The following is an 18,910-nucleotide window of genomic DNA, read 5'->3' as shown; positions in this document are numbered from 1 at the left end:
CCTTTCGATCCCGCCCTACATGCCTCTTGACTCGGATAACAGTATCTACGGCGGCTGTGCCCGGGATGGGTGCTTAAGTCGGATAACAGTATCTACGGCGCCAGTGCCGGGAATCGGCGCTTCACCCTGAAAGCCGTATCTACAGATGGGATGCCCCTCAAGCATCAATCGCTGCGAGACTCGACAGGGGGACGTGTGGGAGCCGTTGGTTTAGCAATTTTGTTCATATAGAACACGCTTTTTATTGTTTAGCGATACTAAGCGCCGTGGATAGACTTCGAGCCATCTCAATATCGCCAGGAACCATGATGGCCGCTCAAGCTCCTGCCCATCGCACAATCCGCCGTCTCGTCACCGCCGTCGCCTTTGCGCTCACGGCCGGAAGCGCGCTCGCCCAGACGTCCATCCTGAACGTCTCCTACGATGTGTCGCGCGAACTCTACAAGGACATCAATCCGGTCTTCTCCGCCCAGTGGAAGGCGAAGACCGGCGAGGTGGTCACGGTCAACCAGTCGCATGGCGGCTCGAGCAAGCAGGCAATGTCGATCACCGAAGGGCTCGAGGCCGACGTCATCACCATGAACCAGTCACCGGACATCGATATCCTGCTCGAACGCGGCAATCTCGTTGCCGCCGACTGGCACAAGCGCTTCCCCCACGACGCCTCCCCCTACACCACCACCTCGGTATTCCTGGTGCGCAAGGGCAATCCGAAGGGGATCAAGGACTGGGACGATCTCACCCGTGCCGATCTGCAAGTGATCGTGCCCAATCCCAAGACCTCGGGCAACGGTCGCTACACCTACCTCGCGGCGTGGGGCTACGCGCTGGACAAGACCGGCTCCGATGCGGGCGCGAAGGACTTCGTGACCAAGCTCCTCGCCAACGTGCCGGTGCTCGACGGCGGTGGCCGTGGCGCCACCACCACCTTCACCCAGCGCGATGTCGGCGACGTGCTGGTGACCTTCGAGAACGAAGCCATTCTGATCGCGAAGGAAGTGGGCGGGGCCAAGTTCGACATCGTCTATCCGTCGATCTCCATCGACGGCTCGGCACCGGTGGCTGTGGTCGAAAAGGTCACCCAGAAACGTGACACGACCAAGGTCGCCGAGGCCTACCTCAACTTCCTGTTCTCTCCCGAAGGACAGGAGATCATTGCCCGCCACAACTTCCGTCCGCGTGACCCGGCCGTGCTCGAGAAATTCGCCGCTCAGTTCCCGGCGATTCGCACATTCAGCGTCGAAAACAACCTGGGAGGCTGGAAAGCGGCCAATGCCAAGCACTTCGCAGACGGCGCCATCTACGACCAGATCATGGTGAACCGCTGATGGCTGCAACGAAGACCTTCAGAGTACTGCCGGGCTTCAACATCACGCTCGGCTTCACCCTGGCCTATCTCTCGCTGATCGTGCTGATCCCGCTGTCGGCCGTCTTTCTCAAGACCACCGAACTGGGTCTAGGCGACTTCTGGGACGTGGTCACCGCACCGCGCGTGGTCGCCACCTACGAGCTGTCGTTCGGCCTGTCGCTGGTGGCCGCGACAATCAACACGGTGTTCGGCCTGATGCTGGCGTGGGCGCTGGTGCGCTATTCCTTCCCCGGCAAACGCCTGGTCGACGCCCTGGTCGACCTGCCGTTCGCGCTGCCGACCGCGGTGGCCGGCATTGCGCTGACCGCGCTCTACGCCAGGAACGGCTGGATTGGGCAGTACCTCGACCCGCTGGGCATCCAGGTCGCGTTCAAACCGCTGGGGGTGCTAGTGGCGCTGGTGTTCATCGGCCTGCCTTTCGTCGTGCGTACCGTGCAACCCATCCTCGAGGATCTCGATACCGAGCTCGAGGAGGCAGCGACCAGTCTCGGTGCGCACCGCTGGCAGACCTTCCGCCACGTGATCCTGCCCATCCTGCTGCCTGCGCTGCTGACCGGTTTTGCGCTGGCCTTCGCCCGTGCGGTGGGTGAATACGGCTCGGTCATCTTCATTGCCGGCAACATCCCCATGGTTTCGGAAATCACCCCGCTGATGATCATCACCAAACTCGAGCAGTACGACTACGCCGGCGCCACCGCAATCGCCACCGTCATGTTGATGCTGTCCTTCACCCTGCTGCTGATCATCAATGGTCTGCAAGCCTGGACTTCCAAACATACCGGGAGAGAGCGCTGATGGCCGGCGCAACCACGCTCCACATTGGAGGCGACCACGCCCACCGCTTCGAATCGAAAGCGGCGACGCGCGAGACACCCTTCGTCAAGTGGCTGATCCTCGGCGTGTCGCTCACCTTCTTCGTGGTCTTCCTGCTGATGCCGCTGATCGCGGTATTCGTCGAGGCTTTCCGCAAGGGTTGGGAAACCTACCTCACCGCGCTGGTCGAGCCCGATGCCTTGTCGGCGATCAAGCTCACCGTCATCGCAGCGCTGATCTCGGTGCCGCTCAACCTGGTGTTCGGAGTGTGCGCGGCATGGGCCATCGCCAAGTTCGAGTTTCGCGGCAAGCAGTTCCTGATCACGCTGATCGACCTGCCGTTCTCGGTGTCGCCGGTGATCGCCGGCCTGGTGTTCGTGCTGCTGTTCGGCGCCCAGGGCTGGTTTGGATCATGGCTGTCGGACAACGACATCCGGATCATCTTCGCCGTCCCCAGCATCGTGCTGGCGACCTTGTTCGTGACCTTCCCCTTTGTGGCGCGCGAACTGATCCCGCTGATGCAGGCACAGGGGCGCGAGGAGGAAGAGGCCGCGGTGGTGCTCGGTGCCCGGGGCTTCCAGACTTTCTGGTACGTGACCCTGCCCAACATCAAGTGGGGCCTGCTGTACGGGGTGATCCTGTGCAATGCGCGGGCGATGGGCGAGTTCGGGGCGGTCAGCGTGGTCTCGGGCCACATCCGCGGCCAGACCAACACCTTGCCCTTGCATGTCGAGATTCTCTACAACGAATACGAGTTCGCTGCAGCCTTTGCCGCGGCCTCGGTGCTCGCGGTGCTGGCACTGGTCACCCTGGTGATCAAGACCTGGGTTGAAAACCGCGCGGCGCAATCACACAAAGACTCCAATCGGGACGATGCATCATGAGTATCCAGGTCAAGGACATCCACAAGCAGTTCGGCAGTTTCGTCGCCCTCGACCAGGTCTCGCTCGACTTCCCCACCGGCGAGCTGGTAGCCCTGCTGGGCCCCTCGGGCTGCGGCAAGACCACCTTGCTGCGCATCATCGCCGGACTCGAGGCGGCCGATTCGGGGCAGGTGCTGCTCGACGGCGAGGACGCCTCCGGCACCCATGTGCGCGAACGCCAGGTCGGCTTCGTGTTCCAGCACTACGCCCTCTTTCGCCACATGACCGTGTTCGACAACGTGGCCTTCGGCATGCGGATGAAGCCACGCAGCCAGCGCCCGTCGGACAGGCAGATCAAGGCCAAGGTGCACGGACTGCTGAACCTGGTCCAGCTCGACTGGCTCGCCGACCGTTTTCCGGCGCAGCTCTCCGGCGGCCAGCGCCAGCGTATCGCGCTCGCCCGCGCGCTGGCGGTGGAGCCGCGGGTGTTGCTGCTCGACGAGCCTTTCGGTGCGCTCGACGCCAAGGTGCGCAAGGAGCTGCGGCGCTGGCTGAGGAAGCTGCACGACGAGTTGCACATCACCTCGATCTTCGTCACCCACGACCAGGAAGAGGCGCTCGAAGTGGCGGACCGGGTGGTGCTGATGGATCACGGCAAGGTGGAACAGGTCGGCACTCCGGAGGAGGTCTACCGCCACCCGGCCACCCCCTTCGTCTACAGTTTTCTGGGCTCGGTCAATCTGTTCCATGGGCGCATCGAGGGCGACACGGTGCAGGTCGGCGAAGATGTGCTGCCGCATGTGCCGCACGATTTCAATCCTGGCGCCGAGGTGGTCGCCTTTGCCCGCCCGCACGAGATGGACATTGTCATCGACGGCGAGCCCGGCAATGGCGTGGCAGGCCGGATCAGCCGCATACTGGCCTTCGGCGTGACCGCACGGGTGGAACTCGACGGCGTGAACGGCGCGAGCGGCCAGCACTTCGAGGTCGAGATCACCCGGGCCCGGGTCCTCGAGCTGGGGCTGGCTGAAGGCCAGGCGGTGCGGCTGCTGCCCTCGCGCCTGAAACTGTTCGAGCGAGAGATCGTGGGTGGAGTCCTGCAATGAATTTCCAGCAACTGCGCATCATCCGCGAGACGGTGCGGCGCGGCTTCAATCTCACCGAGGTGGCCAATGCGCTGTTCACCTCGCAGTCGGGCGTGTCCAAGCACATCAAGGATCTCGAGGATGAGCTCGGGGTGGAGCTCTTCGTGCGCAAGGGCAAGCGCCTGCTCGGCCTGACCGAACCGGGCCAGGAACTGGTGGTGATGGTCGAGCGCATGCTGCTCGACGCCGCCAACATCAAGCGCCTGGCCGAGCAGTACAGCAACCGCGACCAGGGCCGGCTCACCGTGGTCACCACCCACACTCAGGCGCGCTACGCCCTGCCCAAGGTGGTGACCGAGTTCAAGCGTGCCTTCCCCAAGGTGCACCTGAAGCTGCATCAGGGCAGCCCGGACGAGATCGTGCAGATGCTGCTCGACGGCGAGGCCGATATCGGCGTGGCCACCGAGGCTCTGGCCGACGTCCCCGAGCTCGCCTCGTTCCCCTACTACGCCTGGCACCACACGGTGATCGTGCCCGCGGGGCATCCGCTGCAGGCGGTCCGCCCGCTGACCCTGGAGGCGGTCGCCGAGCATCCGATCATCACCTACCACGAGGGCTTCACCGGCCGTACCCGGATCGACAAGACCTTCGCCGCGCAGGGGCTGGTGCCCGACGTGGTGATGTCGGCGCTCGACGCGGACGTGATCAAGACCTATGTCGAGCTCGGCCTCGGGGTCGGCATCGTCGCCGCGATGGCCTTCGCTCCCGGGCGCGACGACGCGCTGGTCCAGCTCGACAGCAGTCACCTCTTTCCCGAGAACGTCACCCGCCTCGCGGTGCGCCGCGGCCACTATCTGCGCGGCTTCGCCTATCGCTTCATCGAGCTGTGCTCGCCCGAGCTGACCGAGGGCCGGATCGCCGGCGTGGTCGGAAACGGGAGCGGAACGCCGGCCTGAGCCGTCGCCCGCGGCCGGACACGAGCGCCCCGGCTCAGCCTTCCGCCCGGTTCAGCGGCAGGCTGCGCTCGTCCTTGACCACCTCCATCACCACATAGGTGTGGGTCTGCTTGACGCAGGGCAGCTCGGAAATGCGCTCGCCCATCACCTTGCGGTACTCGTTGATGTCGCGCGTGCGCACCTTGAGCAGGTAGTCGAAGTCGCCGGCGATCATGTGGCAGGACTCGATCTCGGGAATGCGCATCACGCCCTCGTTGAAGCGCCGCAGATCGTGCGCCGTGGTGCTGGACAGCAGCACCTGCACCACCACGATGTGGGCCACGCCGATCGCTTCGGGGTCGAGGTCGGCGTGATAGCCGCGGATCACCCCAGCCTTCTCCAGGCGTCGGACACGCTCGGCACACGGGGTCTTGGTCAGGCCGACCCGGCGCGACAGCTCCACCACCGGCATGCGGGCGTCGGCCTGCAGTTCGGCCAGAATCTTCAGATCGATGCGGTCCATTGCAGTGCAGAAGGCGTTTAGCCTGTTCCTCAAGGGAATAAAGGCATTATGGCTGTATAGATTTTGATTTTGGAGCCATTAACTGCAGTTTTCGGGGAAAAATGCAGCCATATCGATCGCGCCCCTGACTGCGCGAATCCCGATACCGCCTGCAGGAGTACGCGTCGTGAGCCACCCCGAGTTCCTTGCCACCTTCGATCCGGCCGCCGCGGCCCTGCCCCGCGAACCGCGCACCGAACTGCGCCGGCAGATCAGCGCCGCGTGGCGCCTGCCCGAACCGGTCTGCGTGCCACCCCTGGTTGCCGCGGCACGGGTCGATGTCGCGCTGCAGGCGCGTATCCATCAATTCGCCTCCGGCCTGGTAGTGGGCCTGCGCACCCGGCGCAGCCGCTCCAGCGGCGTCGATGCGCTGATGAAGGAGTTCTCGCTGTCGAGCCAGGAAGGCGTGGCCCTGATGTGCCTGGCCGAAGCCCTGCTGCGCGTTCCCGACAAGGCCACCGCCGATCGCCTGATCCGCGACAAGCTGGCGCATGGCGACTGGCGCGCGCACCTGGGCAACAGCCCGTCGCTGTTCGTCAATGCCGCAACCTGGGGCCTGCTCGTCACCGGACGGCTGGTGTCCACCAGCAGCGCGGAAGGCCTGTCGAGCGCGCTCACCCGCATGCTCGCCCGCGGTGGCGAGCCGCTGATCCGCAAGGGGATGGACCTGGCGATGCGGATGCTCGGCGAGCAGTTCGTCACCGGCCGCGACATCGACGAAGCCCTGGCGCGCGGCCGCAGCGCCGAGAAGCGCGGCTATCGCTACTCCTTCGACATGCTCGGCGAGGCGGCCATGACCGCAGCCGACGCGGGCCGCTACCTCGCCGCCTACGAACAGGCGATCCACGCCATCGGCAAGGCTGCCGGCGGGCGCGGCGTGGTCGATGGCAACGGCATCTCGGTCAAGCTGTCGGCACTGCACCCGCACTATGTGTGGTCGCAGCGCACGCGCATGATGGACGAACTGCTGCCGCGGCTGAAGTCGCTGTGCCTGCTGGCCAAACACTACGACATCGGGCTCAACATCGATGCCGAAGAGGCCGACCGCCTGGACCTGTCGCTCGACCTGCTCGAAGCGCTCGCGCTCGACACCGAACTCGCCGCCTGGCAAGGCCTGGGCTTTGTGGTGCAGGCCTACCAGAAGCGTGCGCCATGCGTGCTCGACTGGATCGTCGATCTCGCCCGCCGCAGCGGCCGACGCATGTCGGTACGGCTGGTCAAGGGCGCCTACTGGGACGCCGAGATCAAGCGCGCCCAGGTCGACGGTGCGGACGGCTACCCGGTGTTCACGCGCAAGGTCTACACCGACGTGTGCTACCTCGCCTGCGCGAAAAAGCTGCTGGCCGCACGCGACGCGATCTACCCGCAGTTCGCCACCCACAACGCGCACACCCTGGCGGCGATCTTCCACCTCGCCGGCGACGCCTACCAGGTCGGCGACTACGAGTTCCAGTGCCTGCACGGCATGGGCGAACCGCTCTACGACCAGATCGTCGGCCACGCGCAGCGCCATCGCATGGTGCGCATCTACGCGCCGGTCGGCAGTCACGAGACCCTGCTCGCCTACCTCGTCCGCCGCCTGCTCGAGAACGGCGCCAATAGCAGCTTCGTGAACCGGATCGTGGACGAGAAGGTGCCGATCGACGCGCTGATCGCCGACCCGGTGGATGAAGCCCATCCGCTCGCCGGTGCACCGCATCCGCGCATTGCGCTGCCCACCGAGCTGTACGGCACCGAGCGGCGCAATGCGGCCGGCCACGATCTGGCCAGCGAAACGGTGCGCGGCCGTATCGCCGCCGCCCTGGCCGACAGCCGTGCCAGCCAGCACCATGCCGCACCGGTGCTGGCGCAGGAGGTGCCGGCCGCCAGCGGCGCCCCGTCCCCGGTGCGGAACCCGGCCGATCACGGGGACATCGTCGGCAGCGTGACCAAAGCGGATCCGGTCGCGATCGAAGCGGCGCTTGCCGCGGCCACCATGGCTGCGCCCGGGTGGGCGATGCAGACCCCGGCGCAGCGCGCCGCCTGCCTCGAGCGCGCTGCCGAGCTGATGGAGCGCGATGCGGACGAGCTGATGGCGCTGGCGATCCGCGAAGCCGGCAAGTCGTGGGCCAACGCGGTGGCCGAGCTGCGCGAGGCGGTGGACTTCTGCCGCTACTATGCGGCCCAGGCGCGCGGCTTCGACAACGGCACCCATCCCGCGCTCGGGCCGGTGCTGTGCATCAGCCCGTGGAACTTCCCGCTCGCGATCTTCAGCGGGCAGGTGGCCGCGGCGCTCGCCGCCGGCAATCCGGTGCTGGCCAAGCCGGCTGAGCAGACGCCGCTGATCGCTGCCGCCGCGGTGCGCCTGTTCCACGCCGCCGGTGTCCCGGTGGCGGCGCTGCAACTGCTGCCGGGCCGCGGCGAGACCGTGGGGGCGGCACTGGTGGCCGACCCGCGCGTGCGTGCGGTGATGTTCACCGGCTCGACCGCGGTGGCGACCCTGATCAACCGTACGCTCGCCGCGCGCGGCGGCCGGGTGCCGCTGATCGCCGAGACCGGCGGCCAGAACGCGATGATCGTGGACTCCACCGCGCTCGCCGAGCAGGTGGTCGGCGACGTCCTCGCCTCCAGCTTCGACTCCGCCGGCCAGCGCTGCTCGGCGCTGCGCGTGCTGTGCCTGCAGGACGAGATTGCCGACACCGTGCTCGCGATGCTGGCCGGTGCGGCCGGCGAACTGAGTGTGGGCAACCCGGCCGACGTGCGCATCGACGTCGGCCCGGTGATCGACGCCGACGCCCGCGCCGGGCTCGAGCGTCACGTCGCCGCGATGCGGGCGAGCGGCGCCCGGGTCACCCGCCTGCCGCTGCCCGCGGCCTGCAGCGCGGGGACCTTCGTCGCCCCGACCCTCATCGAGATCGACGCGCTCGGCGCCCTCGGGGACGAGCAGTTCGGTCCCGTGCTGCACGTGCTGCGCTACCGCGCGGCCGGGCTCGAGCGCCTGCTCGACGACATCAATGCGGCCGGCTACGGCCTCACCATGGGCGTCCATTCGCGCATCGACGAGACCATCGCCGAGGTCATCCGACGGGCCCATGTCGGCAACCTGTACGTCAATCGCAACATGATCGGTGCGGTCGTGGGGGTGCAGCCCTTCGGCGGCGAGGGCCTGTCCGGCACCGGACCGAAGGCGGGCGGGCCGCTCTACCTGCACCGCCTGCTGCAGCGCAGCCCCGGACCGGTGTTTGAGCGCGCCGGGCAGACCGCCGACGGCGAAGCCTTCCGCGCCTTCGTCGACTGGCTCGATGGCCCCGCACGGGCGCTGATCGAAGGCGACGACGTCGCCGTGCTGCGCGACCGTATCGACGCCTACCGCAGCAAGCGAGTCAACGGCCTGCGACTCATCCTCACCGGCCCCACTGGCGAAGACAACAGCCTGCGCTTCGTCGCGCGTGGGCTGGTGGCCGGCGTGGCCGACAGCACCGTCGGCCGCCTGCACCAGATTCTCGCCGCGCTCGCCACCGGCAACCGCATCGTGTTCGGCGACGAGCCGTCGCTGCGGGGCCTGCTCGAGGCCATGCCCGACCCGGTCGGTGCCCAGGTGAGCCTGAGCGCCGGCTGGTTCGAGCAGCCCTTCGCCGCCCTGCTGTTCGACGGCACCGAAGCCGATGCCGACAACTGGCGCATCCGCCTCGCCGGGCGCAACGGTCCGATCGTGTCGCTGCTCTGTCCCGAGCCCGAGTACGACCCGACCCGCCTGGTGCACGAACGCACGGTCAGCATCAACACCGCTGCGGCCGGCGGCAATGCCAGCCTGATGACGATGGGATCGTGATGAGCACTCGCTCCGATCGCCCCCGAACCCATACACCTAGGGCGAGCACGGATGGCGCCGCCCCCTGGTTGGCATAAGCTACACGGCTTGCACGACCGCAGCGGTCGGCATGTCGGGTGACTCGCAGCACCTGCAAGACCACGTCAATATGAGGAGACCCTTGATGAAAAGAAATCTGCTTGCCACCGCCTGCCTGACCCTCGGTGCGCTGTCCACGCCCGCGCTGGCCGACCTGCCGGTGGCCATTGCCGGTCCGATGACCGGCCAGTACGCCTCTGCCGGCGATCAGATCCGCAAGGGCGCGGAGATGGCGATCGCCGACATCAACGCCCGCGGTGGCGTGCTCGGCGAGAAGCTCAAGCTCGAGATCGGCGACGATGCCTGCGACCCCAAGCAGGCCGTTTCGGTGGCCAACACCATGGTCAACCGCAACATCGTGTTCATGCACGGTCACTGGTGTTCGAGCTCGACCATCCCGGCCTCTGACGTATACAACGAGGCCGACATCCCGATGGCAACCGTGTCGACCAACCCGCAGGTGACCGAGCGCGGGCTGAACAACGTGTTCCGCATCATGGGTCGTGACGACCAGCAGGGCCTGGTCGCCGGCGACTACCTCGCCACCACCTTCAAGGACAAGAAGATCGCCGTGGTTGACGACAAGAGCGCCTACGGCAAGGGTCTGGCCGACGAGATCGCCAAGGCGATGAGCGCCAAGGGGGTGAAGCCCACGCTGCGCGAATCCATCACCGCCGGCGAGAAGGACTACTCCGGGATCGTCACCAAGCTCAAGCAGGCGGGGGTCGAAGTGATGGCCTACGGCGGCTACCATACCGAGGTCGCGCTGATCCTGCGCCAGGCCCAGCAGGCCGGGCTGCAGCTCACGGTGATGGGCGGCGACACCATGACCAACTCCGAACTGGTGACCGCCGCCGGCCCGGCCGCCGACAACGTGATGTTCACCTTCTCGCCCGACGCCCGCAAGAATCCGGAGGCGGCGCCGGTGGTGAAGAAGTTCCGTGACGCCAAGGTGGAACCGGAAGGCTACGTGCTGTATGCGTATGCGGCCATGCAGCTGTTCGAGCAGGCGGCGACCCAGGCCAAGAGCACGAAATACAAGGATCTGGAAAAGGCCATGCGCGGCGGCACCTTCAAGACCGTGATCGGCGACCTGTCGTTCAACGCCAAGGGTGACCAGAAGGCGCCCGGCTTCGTCGTCTATCGCTGGAAGGGCGGCCAGTACGACTACGCGAAGTAAGCCTCCCTCACCGCCGTCCGGCGCCTGCTGGATGGCGGTACCCCCGGAAAACCACAAACTGCGCACGCCGCCGCCTCGCCGGCCGGTCGTCGCGCCGCCACCGCGGGAGACATCGTGGCCTACGCACTGCAACAACTCATCAACGGGCTGACGCTCGGCGCCATGTATGGCCTGATCGCGATCGGCTACACCATGGTGTACGGCATCATCGGCATGATCAATTTCGCCCATGGCGACATCTTCATGGTGAGCGCCTTCATCGCGATCACCGCCTTCACCCTGCTCGCCGCCGCCGACGTCAGCTCGGTGCCGCTGGCGCTGACCTTCGTGCTGATCGTGTCGATCTTCTTCACCTCGGCCTACGGCTGGGCAGTGGAGCGCACCGCCTACCGCCCGCTGCGCGGGGCCACCCGGCTGGCGCCGCTGATCTCGGCGATCGGGGTGTCGATCTTTCTGCAGAACTCGGTACAGCTCACCCAGGGCGCACGGGTAAAGCCGATCCCGCCGGTGATCCAGGGTGGATTCGAGGTGTGGAGCACGCCCGCGTTCACCGTGCAGATCGGCTGGAGCCAGCTGCTGATCATCGTCGTCACCGTGGTGCTGATGGTGGCCTTCACCTGGATGATCACCCGCACCCCGTTCGGTCGCCAGCAGCGCGCCTGCGAACAGGACCGGACCATGGCCGCGCTGCTCGGGATCAACGTCGACCGCACGATCTCGCTGACCTTCATGCTCGGTGCGGCGCTCGCCGCGGTCGCCGGGGTGATGGTCACGGTGTATTACGGCGTGGTCGATTTCTTCATCGGCTTTCTGGCCGGGATCAAGGCCTTCACCGCGGCGGTGCTCGGCGGCATCGGCTCGCTGCCCGGCGCCATGCTGGGCGGCCTGCTGATCGGTCTGATCGAATCGTTCTGGTCGGCCTATCTGTGGGCCGAGTACAAGGACGTCGCCACCTTCGGCATCCTGTGCCTGGTGCTGATGCTGCGTCCGTCGGGCCTGCTCGGCCGTCCCGAAGTGGAGAAGGTCTGATGAGCGCCGTCGTCTTTGCGCGTCACGCGATGACGCCGACCGAGCGCCTGCGCGACGCCGGCTGGGTCGCCTTCGTCAGCCTGGTGCTGGGCATTCCGCTGATCGGCCTGACCACGGTGGACGGGGGCGGCAAGCTGGTGGTCGACACCCGCTTCGGCCTGCTCGCCATCTTCGTTGCCACCGCCTTCGCCGGCCGGTTGCTGCTGCGCTGGGCGATCGACCGCATGCGGGCGAACAGACTTGCCCGCGACCGGGCCAGCACCGCCACCGCGGCCGAGCGCGCGGGCAGCGCCCAGAAAGTGGTCAATGTGCTGGGCTGGGTCGCGCTCGGGGCCGCGGTCGCACTGCCGGTGATGTTCTCCGACAACCGCTACGTGGTCGATACCGCCACCACGGTGATGATCTACGTGATGCTCGGCTGGGGACTGAACGTGGTGGTCGGCCTCGCCGGCCTGCTCGACCTCGGCTACGTCGCGTTCTATGCGGTGGGGGCCTATTCCTACGCGCTGCTGTCCACCCAGTACGGCTGGAGCTTCTGGGAAGCGCTGCCGGTGTCGGGCGCGCTCGCGGCCAGCTTCGGCATCCTGCTCGGCTATCCGATCCTGCGCCTGCGCGGCGACTACCTGGCAATCGTGACCCTGGGCTTCGGCGAGATCGTCCGCATCATCCTGGTGAACTGGACCGAGCTCTCCGGTGGGCCGAACGGGATCAGCTCGATTCCGCGACCGAGCTTTTTCGGCCTCGATTTCACCCGCAGCGCCGCGGACGGCGAGCAGACCTTCGCCGGCTTCTTCGGCCTCGAGTTCTCGCCCATGCACCGGCTGATCTTCCTCTATTACCTGATCCTGGTGCTGGCGCTGCTCACCCACGCCTTCGTCTCGCGGCTGCGCAAGCTGCCGATGGGGCGCGCCTGGGAGGCACTGCGCGAGGACGAGATCGCGTGCAAGGCGATGGGCATGAACACCACCAACATCAAGCTGTCTGCATTCGCCATCGGCGCGATGCTGGGTGGTTTTGCCGGGGTGTTCTTTGCCGCCCGCCTGGGCTTCATCTCGCCGGAGAGCTTCACCTTCACCGAATCCGCGATCATCCTCGCCATCGTCGTGCTCGGCGGCATGGGCTCGCAGATGGGGGTGGTGCTGGCGGCCACGCTGCTGGTGCTGATCCCCGAGTTCGGGCGCAATTTCGCCGAGTACCGGATGCTGCTGTTCGGCGCGGCGATGGTGTTGATCATGGTGTGGAAGCCGGGCGGCCTGCTGTCGACCCGCGAACCGACGCTGCGCCTGACGCCTGCGGGCGTGGGCCAGGCCAGGGAGGGCGCACGATGACCGACGCGAACACGGCTACTCTGCTTTCGGTACGCCAGCTGACCATGCGCTTCGGCGGCCTGACCGCGATCGACGACCTGTCGCTGGAGGTGCCGGCGGGCAGGATCACCGGCATCATCGGCCCCAATGGCGCGGGCAAGACCACGCTGTTCAACTGTCTGACCGGGTTCTACAAGCCGACCACGGGCACCCTGCGGCTGAACCATCCGCAACGCGGCGAGCTGCAGCTGGAGAGCCTGCCCAGCCATCGCGTGGCGCGCGACGCCCAGGTGGTGCGCACCTTCCAGAACATTCGCCTGTTCCCGAAGATGACCGTGCTCGAGAACCTGATCGTGGCCCAGCACAACGTGTTGCAGCAGGCGTCGAAGTTCTCGGTCGCCGGCCTGTTCGCCCTGCCCGGCTATCGCCGCGCCGAGCGGGAGGCGATCGCACGGGCGGAGACCTGGCTCACCCGGCTGCAACTCACGCGCTACGCCGACCACGCTGCCGGCGACCTGCCCTACGGCACCCAGCGCCGCATCGAGATCGCACGCGCGCTGTGCGTCGACCCGGTGCTGCTGTGCCTGGACGAACCGGCCGCCGGCCTCAATCCGCGCGAGTCGGCCGAGCTCAACCAGCTGCTGCTCTATCTGTGCGGCGAGCAAGGGATCTCCATCCTGCTGATCGAACATGACATGAGCGTGGTGATGAACGTATCCGACCATATCTGCGTCATCAACTACGGCCACAAGATTGCCGAAGGACCGCCCGACACGGTGAAGAACGACCCTGAAGTGATCAAGGCCTATCTGGGCGAGGATGAGGACCAGGACGAGCACACGCAGACCGGCGGAGGGCTGATGCCATGATGCTGACGATGGAGGGCGTACACACCCATTACGGACACATCCACGCCTTGCGCGGGGTCGATGTCGAGGTTCAGGTCGGCGAGATCGTGACCCTGATCGGGGCCAACGGCGCGGGCAAGTCGACGCTGATGATGAGCCTGTTCGGCAGCCCCCAGGCTTCCGCCGGACGCATCGTGTTCGACGGCGAAGACATCACCCGGCTGCACACGCATGCCATCGCCCGTCGCGGCATCGCGCTGGTCCCGGAGGGCAGGCACATCTTCCCGCGCATGACGGTGCTCGAGAACCTGCAGATCGGCGCCGCCCAGGGCGATCCGGCGAACTACGCAGCCGACATCGCGCGCATGTATGCGATGTTCCCCATCCTCGAGGAGCGTCAGGGCCAGCGCGCCGGCACCCTGTCCGGCGGCGAGCAGCAGATGCTGGCCATCGGCCGCGCGCTGATGAGTCGGCCGAAACTGCTGCTGCTCGACGAACCCTCGCTCGGACTGGCACCGATCTACATCCGCAAGATCTTCCAGATCGTACGCGAGCTCAACCGCGACCACGGCATGACCATCCTGCTGGTCGAGCAGAACGCCAACCAGGCGCTGCGCGTGGCGCATCGCGGCTATGTGCTGCAGCACGGCGAGATCACGCTCGCCGGCAGCGGCGCCGAACTGCTCGCCAGCCCGGAGGTGCGCGCGGCCTATCTCGAGGGCGGGCACGCCTGAACCCTGGTGCGGGGACGGGTGAGCGGGCGGGGCGCTCGTTCCGGTCGCTGCGGAACTCGCGTGCGGGCCCGGACCGTCCTCGCGCCGTCCACCCGCTCACCGGCGCCTGCGCTTCGATACGACCGCCGGGCCGGTCTTTTCCCGATCCACGACCACTGCGACGCTTTGATGTCTTCATCCCCTAGCCCTGCCCGCTGGCTCCCCTTCGTCGTCCTCGGCATCGGCCTCACCGCGATCTCCTTCGGCGCCATCCTCGCCCGCCTGGCGCAGGCGGAGGGCGTGAGTTCGCTCGCGGTCGCCACCTGGCGGCTGGGGCTGGCGGCGCTCATCGTCACCCCGTTCGCGCTGCTGCAATCGCGGCACGACCTCGCCCGGCTCGGGGCAAGGCAGATGGCGATGGCACTCGCGGCCGGATTCTTCCTCGCACTGCATTTCGCGACCTGGATCACCTCGCTCGAATACACTTCGGTCGCCTCGAGCACCGCCCTGGTCACCACCAACCCGTTGTGGATCGGGCTGGCGTCCTTCGTGCTGTTCCGCGAGCGCCCGAGCACGATGATGGTCGGTGGCATCGCCCTGTCGCTCGCGGGCAGCCTGTTCATCTTCTGGAGCGACAGCCAGAGCGCGGCGCCCGGCACCAGCCCGATGCTGGGCAATCTGCTCGCGCTGATCGGCAGCTGGTGCTTTTCCGCCTACCTGCTGATCGGTCGCCGGCTGCGCGCGGGACTCGGCCTGCCGGCCTATATCTGGCTCGCCTACGGCACCGCCGGCGTGTTCCTATTCGTCGCCAGCGGGATCGGCGACATCAGCCTGTTCGACCATTCGAACACCGCCTGGCTGGTGCTGCTGGCGATGGCGTTGGGACCGCAGCTGCTCGGCCACACGTCGTACAACTGGTCGCTGCGCTACGTGTCGGCGACCTTCGTCGCGGTGGTGACCCTGGGCGAGCCGGTCGGCAGCGCGCTGATGGCCTTCATCATCTTCGGCGAAGGCTTCGCGCCGCTGCAGTTCGTCGGCTTCAGCCTGTTGCTGGCCGGGATCTACCTGGCAGCAAAGGGCGAGAAGCGCCCGTAGATACGGCTGTCGGAGTCAAGCGCCTATTCGGGAGGCGGGCCAGCGGCACCGCGGTTTGCGCCGCCAGGTCCGCGATCACGCGCCGGTGTCCGTCCGCGCCCGGCGATCAGGTCCAGTCCCTCATAGCTATCCCGATGCGACCGCTCAGCCCGGGCGAAACGCCTCGAAGGCTGCCGGCAAGGGCGCATTTTCAAGGCTGCGCTGGGTGAACAGGAAGCGCCCGTCGCAGACGAAACCGAGATCGGCCCAGTCGACAGCGTTGAGCGCATCGCGAAACGCGACCGGATCGATGTCGTCGCGGCGCGGAAAGATCGCCAGCACGGCGCCATCGTAGTCCTTGCAGTCGTGGACGAAAAAGGGCCGTGCGACGCGGGTCTTGCCATTCACGTACACCCGTGGCCGCTCGCTGCGATAGTGCAGCCGGCCCCACATCCACCAGTTGTCCTCGTCGAAGCGGGTGACCTTGCGCTGGAGCAGGCGCGGCTTGTGAGGATGCAGGACCGCAGGCGGCGGCTCGCCGGGTTCGGTCCAGATCATGCGCCGGGTGTGGCCGGTCGAGACCGTGGACGAACACACGAAGTCGCGACTGCCGTGTACGGGATCGGTGTAGATGTCGTCCGCCCCCGATACCGCACCGACCTTGACGAAGGCCACGTCCGACAGGCGCAACGGATAGTCGCCGGCAGCGAACATCAGGTGACCGCCGCACTCCACCAGGTGACGGGTTTCCCACGCCGGCGCCGCAAGCGCCGCGGCCAGGTCGTCCGCGGTACCGATCTCGGCATGGCGCATGGCACGCCCGAAGCAGCCTTTCTCGAAGCGCCAGATCAGGCAATTGGGCACCGCGTCGGCGAACACGCGTGCATCGCCGAGTTCGATCGCGTCGGTGATCGTACCCTGGTCGAACAACAGGCGGTTGAGCTTGACCGCCGAAGTGGCCTTGAGGAAGTCACGCGGGGTGATGAAGATCAGCTCACCGCCGGGGGCGAGGTGGCGCAGACACTTCTCGATGAAGAACAGGTAGAGATTGGAGCGGCCGTCGAAATGCCCGCCTTCGAGCAGCTGACGGGTTGCTGGCGGAATATCCTGGAAGCGCACATAGGGCGGGTTGCCGATGATGGTGTCGAACTGCTCACGATCGGGATAGGCAAAGAAATCCATCACCCTGGCCCCGGGCGGGCAGTGGTTGGCGTCGAGTTCGAGCCCGACCGCATCCGGCAGATGACGCAGAAAGGCACCGTTGCCGCAGGACGGTTCGAGCACGCGTCCCTGCCTGCGGCGCAGCGCGAGCATGGCGTGCACCGCAGGTTCGGGGGTGAAGATCTGGCCGAGCGCGGCGACGTCGCGCAGATCGAGACCGAGTTGGGCGCTCATGCCTCGAACCGCCACGAGTCGGACACGCGCATGCCGGCAGGCGATCGGCTGGAGCGGGGAACGGAATTCATCATGCAGGGTGCGGAACAGGACGGGAGGCGACGATAACGCCGGCCGGCCGCGCGCGCAAACAAAACCCGGCATTCCATTGCGCAGCCGGGACGGATCCGGCGCCACCGGTCTGCCTCCTGCAGCACTGAGCGCAGACTTCGCCCGCGCCCATGCCGCCGGGTGCGGCGCCGCCCATCCTCGGTTACAGTCGCGACACTCCCATGACTCTGCCGTCATCGCCATGCATCTCGTCGACTGCAACCCCGCACGCCATGCCGACGCGATCCTCGGCCTGCTCAACGATGCGATCCTGAACTCGACCGCGCTCTACGAGTACGACCCGCGCCCGCCGGAGAGCATGCGCGCCTGGTTCGAGACCAGACAGCATGGCCGTTTTCCGGTCATCGGGCTGGAGGACGACGCCGGGCGGCTCGCGGGATTCGCCAGCTACGGCAGCTTCCGCGCCTATCCGGCGTTCAAGTATGCGGTCGAACACTCGGTGTACGTCCATCCCGACTTCCGCGGCCAGGGCGTGGGCGGAGTGCTGCTGCAGGCATTGATCGAACGCGCCCGGCAGCAGGACCGCCACCTGCTGGTGGGCGCGATCGACGCCGGCAACGCCGCGAGCATTGCGTTGCACGAGCGCCTCGGCTTCAGCCATGCGGGCACGATCCGCGAAGCGGGTTTCAAGTTCGGGCGCTGGCTGGATCTCGCCTTCTACCAGCTCAGGCTCGATACTCCGGCCGAACCGCGCGACGGCTGATCGCGGCCCGCGGCCGGACGGACGGTCAGCCCTCGCGCACCTGGCGTGCGGTCATCGTCGGGTCGCCCTCGGTGTAGGTCTGCTTGATGGCATCCCAGGCCTCTTCGGCGGTTTCGACGTAGTGAATCAGGTCGAGGTCTCCGTGACTGATCACGCCCTCGTCGGCGAGCGCCTCGAAGTTCACCACGCGGTCCCAGAACGCCCGTCCGAACAGGATGATCGGGCGGCGCCGGATCTTGCGCGTCTGCGCCAGGGTCAGCACCTCGAACAACTCGTCCATGGTGCCGAAGCCGCCGGGGAAGCTGACCAGCGCCACCGCCCGCATCAGGAAGTGCATCTTGCGGATGGCGAAATAGTGGAACTGGAAACAGAGCTCGGGGGTGATGTAGGGGTTCGGATCTTCCTCGAAGGGCAGGTGAATACTCATCCCCATGCTGCGCCCGCCGGCCTCGAAGGCGCCGCGGTTGCCCGCCTCCATGATCCCCGGGCCGCCACCGGTGGTAATGATCACGCGCTCGCCAAGGGCATCGGCATCACGCGTCACCAGCTCGGCGAAACGACGCGCCGCATCGTAGTAGCGCACGTTCGCCACCATCCGCTCGGCGTGGCGGATCGCATCCGGGTGACCCGCCGCGGTCGCCTTCTCCAGCATCGCTTCGGCCTCCTCACGCGCCTTGAAGCGTGCACTGCCGAAGATGACGATGGTGGACTCCACGCCCTGATCCTGCTGGATCAGCTCGGGTTTCATCAGTTCGAGCTGCATGCGCACCGGGCGCAGTTCCTGGCGCAACAGGAACTCGGTGTCCGCATAGGCCATGCCGTAGGAGCTTCCCGGGCCGGCATAACGCGACGGCACGCGAACCGAGGCCGCCTCGTCCTGGGCCGACGGAAAGTTGCGCGCCTTCAGCTGACTCTTCTTGTTCATGATTCGTCTCCGATGCATGATGATTTCGTACCTTGATGTTGCACTGCAACATAGAGAATTGCAAGTGACGCTGTTGTCCGCCCCTACGCAAGGCGCGCGGCGGAACTCC

16 protein-coding genes are annotated in these 18,910 nt (G+C 66.8%); 13 read left to right on the top strand and 3 right to left on the bottom strand.

The annotated features are described in order from the left end of the window. Nucleotides 1–305: 305 nt before the first annotated feature. Genes AC3A35_RS14440 through AC3A35_RS14420 form a run of 5 tightly spaced genes read left to right on the top strand, consistent with a single transcriptional unit; the run spans nucleotide 306 to nucleotide 5,086 of the window. Complete coding sequence (locus AC3A35_RS14440) at nucleotides 306–1,328, top strand: sulfate ABC transporter substrate-binding protein (protein ID WP_487436833.1); 1,023 nt, start codon at nucleotides 306–308, stop codon at nucleotides 1,326–1,328. Beyond that, nucleotides 1,328–2,164, top strand: a complete 837-nt coding sequence (cysT, locus tag AC3A35_RS14435; RefSeq protein ID WP_487436832.1) for a sulfate ABC transporter permease subunit CysT — start codon at nucleotides 1,328–1,330, stop codon at nucleotides 2,162–2,164. Before AC3A35_RS14440 ends, cysT begins: the two co-directional genes overlap by 1 nt. Beyond that, nucleotides 2,164–3,066 (top strand): sulfate ABC transporter permease subunit CysW, encoded by a 903-nt coding sequence (cysW, locus tag AC3A35_RS14430; protein ID WP_487436831.1) that lies wholly within the window; start codon nucleotides 2,164–2,166, stop codon nucleotides 3,064–3,066. The genes cysT and cysW overlap by 1 nt, the downstream gene beginning before the upstream one ends. Then, complete coding sequence (locus tag AC3A35_RS14425; RefSeq protein ID WP_487436830.1) at nucleotides 3,063–4,151, top strand: sulfate/molybdate ABC transporter ATP-binding protein; 1,089 nt, start codon at nucleotides 3,063–3,065, stop codon at nucleotides 4,149–4,151. Before cysW ends, AC3A35_RS14425 begins: the two co-directional genes overlap by 4 nt. After that, nucleotides 4,148–5,086 (top strand): CysB family HTH-type transcriptional regulator, encoded by a 939-nt coding sequence (locus tag AC3A35_RS14420; protein ID WP_487436829.1) that lies wholly within the window; start codon nucleotides 4,148–4,150, stop codon nucleotides 5,084–5,086. The genes AC3A35_RS14425 and AC3A35_RS14420 overlap by 4 nt, the downstream gene beginning before the upstream one ends. 34 nt (nucleotides 5,087–5,120) lie before the next feature. Here the strand turns inward: AC3A35_RS14420 and AC3A35_RS14415 are convergent, their stop codons facing one another. Next, the gene (locus AC3A35_RS14415) at nucleotides 5,121–5,588 is read right to left on the bottom strand and encodes an Lrp/AsnC ligand binding domain-containing protein (protein WP_487436828.1); all 468 of its coding nucleotides are present in this window, start codon (nucleotides 5,586–5,588) and stop codon (nucleotides 5,121–5,123) included. A gap of 166 nt (nucleotides 5,589–5,754) precedes the next feature. Between AC3A35_RS14415 and putA the strand changes: the two genes are divergently transcribed. From putA to AC3A35_RS14380, 7 genes are all read left to right on the top strand, one after another. After that, the gene (gene putA, locus AC3A35_RS14410; protein WP_487436827.1) at nucleotides 5,755–9,438 is read left to right on the top strand and encodes a trifunctional transcriptional regulator/proline dehydrogenase/L-glutamate gamma-semialdehyde dehydrogenase; all 3,684 of its coding nucleotides are present in this window, start codon (nucleotides 5,755–5,757) and stop codon (nucleotides 9,436–9,438) included. A gap of 163 nt (nucleotides 9,439–9,601) precedes the next feature. Continuing rightward, nucleotides 9,602–10,696: a branched-chain amino acid ABC transporter substrate-binding protein gene (locus AC3A35_RS14405; RefSeq protein ID WP_487436826.1), complete on the top strand. Its 1,095-nt coding sequence runs from the start codon at nucleotides 9,602–9,604 to the stop codon at nucleotides 10,694–10,696. Nucleotides 10,697–10,810: 114 nt separating this feature from the next. Then, the gene (locus AC3A35_RS14400; protein WP_487436825.1) at nucleotides 10,811–11,725 is read left to right on the top strand and encodes an ABC transporter permease subunit; all 915 of its coding nucleotides are present in this window, start codon (nucleotides 10,811–10,813) and stop codon (nucleotides 11,723–11,725) included. Next, on the top strand, nucleotides 11,725–13,053 hold the full coding sequence (gene livM, locus AC3A35_RS14395) for a high-affinity branched-chain amino acid ABC transporter permease LivM (protein ID WP_487436824.1): 1,329 nt from the start codon (nucleotides 11,725–11,727) through the stop codon (nucleotides 13,051–13,053). Before AC3A35_RS14400 ends, livM begins: the two co-directional genes overlap by 1 nt. Then, nucleotides 13,050–13,901 carry an ABC transporter ATP-binding protein gene (locus AC3A35_RS14390; protein ID WP_487436823.1) on the top strand — a complete coding sequence of 284 codons (852 nt, stop codon included), beginning with the start codon at nucleotides 13,050–13,052 and terminating at the stop codon, nucleotides 13,899–13,901. The genes livM and AC3A35_RS14390 overlap by 4 nt, the downstream gene beginning before the upstream one ends. After that, nucleotides 13,901–14,614 carry an ABC transporter ATP-binding protein gene (locus tag AC3A35_RS14385; RefSeq protein WP_487436914.1) on the top strand — a complete coding sequence of 238 codons (714 nt, stop codon included), beginning with the start codon at nucleotides 13,901–13,903 and terminating at the stop codon, nucleotides 14,612–14,614. Before AC3A35_RS14390 ends, AC3A35_RS14385 begins: the two co-directional genes overlap by 1 nt. A 168-nt stretch (nucleotides 14,615–14,782) precedes the next feature. Next, complete coding sequence (locus AC3A35_RS14380; protein WP_487436822.1) at nucleotides 14,783–15,688, top strand: DMT family transporter; 906 nt, start codon at nucleotides 14,783–14,785, stop codon at nucleotides 15,686–15,688. A gap of 144 nt (nucleotides 15,689–15,832) precedes the next feature. Here the strand turns inward: AC3A35_RS14380 and AC3A35_RS14375 are convergent, their stop codons facing one another. Next, a complete protein-coding gene (locus tag AC3A35_RS14375; protein WP_487436821.1) occupies nucleotides 15,833–17,062 on the bottom strand; it encodes an Eco57I restriction-modification methylase domain-containing protein in 1,230 nt (409 codons plus the stop codon). Between the two features lie 292 nt (nucleotides 17,063–17,354). On the opposite strand from AC3A35_RS14375, the gene AC3A35_RS14370 reads away from it, so the two are divergent. Beyond that, the gene (locus AC3A35_RS14370; RefSeq protein WP_487436820.1) at nucleotides 17,355–17,876 is read left to right on the top strand and encodes an N-acetyltransferase family protein; all 522 of its coding nucleotides are present in this window, start codon (nucleotides 17,355–17,357) and stop codon (nucleotides 17,874–17,876) included. Nucleotides 17,877–17,901: 25 nt separating this feature from the next. Here the strand turns inward: AC3A35_RS14370 and AC3A35_RS14365 are convergent, their stop codons facing one another. Beyond that, a complete protein-coding gene (locus AC3A35_RS14365) occupies nucleotides 17,902–18,801 on the bottom strand; it encodes an LOG family protein (RefSeq protein WP_487436819.1) in 900 nt (299 codons plus the stop codon). Between the last annotated feature and the right edge of the window lie 109 nt (nucleotides 18,802–18,910).

It is taken from the genome of Azoarcus sp. Soil_N_20 (genome assembly GCF_057656155.1).
This window is presented reverse-complemented; position numbering and strand designations above follow the sequence as displayed.